Consider the following 3858-nt stretch of genomic DNA (forward strand, 5'->3'; position numbering starts at 1 on the left):
ACTCAGTATTTACAAATGAGAGGCATATGAAACTAGTAAAATTAAAAAAGCTTCCGTGAGGAAGCTGAGTAGTTACTGATATTTATTAAACGTTCTTCAAGTATTCTGGATAATTATTTCATAAAAATATATATACTTACCGTCTCGATTTTTATGAAGTTGAATAAAATTACTACAGCGAATACACGCATCCGTCAATGACTCGCCACTTAGCAAAGCTCGAAATAGGATCTTCTCAGTTCAGCAACGAAAATAACCTTTCGACTTCCTGAGCGTTACTTTGGGTACGGTTGATATTTTACGCAGGAACCGCATGGTTTGGTTTTCTCAAGCTATCTTCTCCCTGAAATCTCCTATATCTAGTGATCAAAGAACGTCATCTCCTACCTAATCATTGGGGAATCGCTCTTCACGCGCTTGAGGAAGGATAATTTTTAAAAGAAATAACATTACTTTTTATTAGTTTTAGATATTATATAAGCTGTGCGATTTCTTGTAAATCTCTTTTAGTAAGCATATTAGAAATTAAAATAATTGGTATTGAAGAAATATCGTATTCTAGGGGAGTATCAGTGATTATACAAGAAATTCCTTCAGAAGTTAAATGGTATTTTGAAAGTTGTTCAATAGAAATGTCCAAAAATTCAATTTTTCTATTGAAATAGGAATTAAGAAATTCTTTAATATATCTATCCCAACTTTCTCCCTCGTTTAATAGTAATATTACTTTTTTATTTTTTCGTCGTGTTTTCATATGTATTGCTTTAATATGCATAGTTAAATTGGCAATTTCATTTTCTCCAATATGGTGTTTAATATTATGTAGTACACTCCATTGCTTAATTAAATTTTGTATTTTTATAAATGTGGTTTTATGCTGAATCTTAATGTAATCGGAAGTAAATTGTATTTGATTTTTTACAGTAAAAGCATTTGATTTATGTACATATAATTTTAAAGCACATACCATGTAAAAAACAAATTCTTCATCAGAGATTAAATTTAAATTAAATGTAGTTTCAAATGACTGTATTAATTCTTTTAAACTTGTATACCATGGATTATCTTCGTTAATAAGACTAGATAAATAATTTTTTTTTATAACTTCCTTTTTCTGATAATAATATTTAGAATAATTTATGGTGATCATTATAATAACTATATCTTGGTTGTGTACAAAAAAATCATATTTTCCAAAAATATCTACTGCAATCATTGCTATTTTTTTATATAGAATAGAAGATTTAATATCTTTCACTAATTGATAGTTTAAAGGCATTTGGAATCTATATTTTTTGCGCAAAAAATATACAGCTAAAAAAACTGACATTTTTCGAACACTTTCTCTATAAAATTTTATTTCCATTACCTTTTCGATTTTTTTAAATAATTCTGTAAACATTCGTTGAGGTAATTGGTGAAATGGCCATTCATTTATAGCATAGGATTTTAAAAATATTGTATAATACATTAAAATTAAATTTGTTTCCGATCCTTCGAGTCTTAATGGTCGTTTTTTAAAATTTAGATTATATTGTTTTAAATAAGAGTCCATTTCTAATAAAACTGAACGCATCTTTGTATTTTGTATATATAGGCTGGATGCTAATTCTGTAATTGTCTTTATATCTTCTAATAATAGTTTGCTAAAAGCTTGAAAAAGTAAAGTGTTTTTAAAATATTTCCTTTGAATACTCTCTATTGAGGAGGAAATTGGTTTTATTAATTTCACTTCTCTTTTAGACGATGTCTTTATATACCAATTATCAGGCAAACAATCTGAGATTTGAATTAAATCTCTTTGCACTGTTTTTACAGAACAATTTAAAGTTTGGGCTATTTCTTTTAAAGAAAACCATTTTTTTTCGTATGCAATATATTCTAAGAGTTTATAGTGTCTTTCTAAGAACATGGTATTCTAATTTGTTGTTTTCCAACAAACATCCTCCTTTTCATAAATATACTTAAGTGTATATTTATCCATGATGTTTATCTATTATTAATTACAGTGCGCATTATTTTTAATTGATTTAATAATTCGTTTATTAAATCTTTTTCTATGTTATTTTCTTGTAAAAATATTAACTTATGTTCAATTAATTTGAATTCCTTTTTAATTTGCTGAAATTTTTCTTCGTTAAACTCCTTTTTTAAATTTATAAGGAGTAATTCAATTTTACTCATTTTAGAATCAATTTCTTTCAAATTAATTTTTTCAAAATTATTAGAGGAAATCGTCATATTAACCCTCCTTATTGAAAGTTATTCATACCCTTATTAGTCACAATTTAATATACTACTATTTTATGAGCAGTTAAATATATCATTTGTCAATAAAATGGACATATACGCTTTATTGTTATATAGAAATTATGTATATTTCATACGAATATTTTTTGGAAATTAAAATATATGTTGTCTATTATTGTTCTAACCAATTGTAAAATAATATGTTTTTTTTGTACGTTTTTTTATTTTCACGTATAAACATTCTAGCTGCTTCTAAAGTATCTTCTCTATTAATAATCATTTCTAACCGTCCTGCAAAAAATTTAGTTGGTGCAATAATTGGTTCAGATGAATATTCTCTTTTATAAACTTCATTTAAAAATTCATTAATTGAAGTATCTATTTGTTTTATCGTACCAATACGTACATTCTTTTTTTGTAATGTTTTTAAAATATCTATAAGTTGTTCTTTTTTTGTAAAAACTTTTTTATCATACAATTTAGAAACAAGAGATTTATAAAATAAATTTGATATTTGATCTATATACTCTTCTTCTTCATTTTCTAAATTTAAGCTTCCTACTATATTCAATATATTATCTATATTAGAAGAAGAGGAAGAATTAGAGTTCTCTGATATAATTTCTGGAATAATTTCTGTAGTAATCTCTGGTAATGTTGTTCGATTTTGAAACTGGTTGTTCGATTTTGAAATTAGCGGTTTCGTTTTAGAACATTCAGTTTCAAAATCGCATTCCGATGTTTCATTATGGAACATCGGAGTTGTGTTTTGAAATTCTATTAAGTTAAATTTGTATCCTTCTAGAAAATATCCTAATTGAAACAAATCTTTTTGTATGTTTAAAATATCCACTCGGTATTGATATGTATTATCTCCTTTCCAATGGGGATTTTTCCGGCGCTCTAACCATCCCTTATCTAGTAAATGTTCTAGATGACGACCTATGCTTGATTTACTCATATTTAACATAGTTTCTGAACTTAAATCTTCTGCAGTTTTATATATCCAGCCATGTGATAATTTAATTTCTTTTAATAACTCTGCATGCTTTTTTTCTTCAATATTCATAGCCATGCGTGCACGTTTTTTTTCTTCCTTAATAAACTGATCATAATCTTTAACACGTTCACTCCAATAAATTAATTGATTTAATAAAATAGCTTTTTTGAAATCACCTGTTAATATGACTAATTCTTCTTTAATTACCGCGCGTTTCAATTTGTTGCTCATAATAACAAGACCTCCATTTCTCTGTTGCATTCTGTTGGATATAAATTTTTTGAAAAAATAAAGGTCGTGTAGTTTACGTTTATTTAAATTTATGATATTATTTTAATGACAATATGATTTACGTAGTTACAAAACCTTTGATTTTAATTTTTTAGTAATGGATTATCTAGTATATTAGCCATTACTAAAGTATGATTAGGTTTTTTTAAAAAAAGATAATTGGTTTCCCTAACCAATTATCTTTTTTAATATCATAACAAATATTTCGAGAAAAAAGAATACTAACAGTATTCTTTTTTCCCAGGCTGTGGAGAAAGTCTTCTCCACAGCCTGTTTTTGTGTCTGAACCTCTTTTTATGTGTCAACACTGATAAAAA

At 26.1% G+C, this 3858-nt stretch carries 3 protein-coding genes; all 3 read right to left on the reverse strand.

What is annotated here, in order from left to right; translation table 11 throughout:
- Positions 1–472 precede the first annotated feature (472 nt).
- Complete coding sequence (locus tag JDS99_RS30060; protein WP_199696395.1) at positions 473–1912, reverse strand: AcpB/EbpR/MafR family transcriptional regulator; 1440 nt, start codon at positions 1910–1912, stop codon at positions 473–475.
- 77 nt (positions 1913–1989) lie between these two features.
- Complete coding sequence (locus tag JDS99_RS30065) at positions 1990–2241, reverse strand: hypothetical protein (RefSeq protein ID WP_199696396.1); 252 nt, start codon at positions 2239–2241, stop codon at positions 1990–1992.
- A gap of 181 nt (positions 2242–2422) precedes the next feature.
- Positions 2423–3481, reverse strand: a complete 1059-nt coding sequence (locus JDS99_RS30070; RefSeq protein WP_199696397.1) for a MarR family transcriptional regulator — start codon at positions 3479–3481, stop codon at positions 2423–2425.
- Positions 3482–3858: the final 377 nt, after the last annotated feature.

Source organism: Bacillus cereus group sp. N6 (genome assembly GCF_016483705.1).
In the GTDB taxonomy this organism is placed as follows: Bacteria; Bacillota; Bacilli; order Bacillales; family Bacillaceae_G; genus Bacillus_A; species Bacillus_A wiedmannii.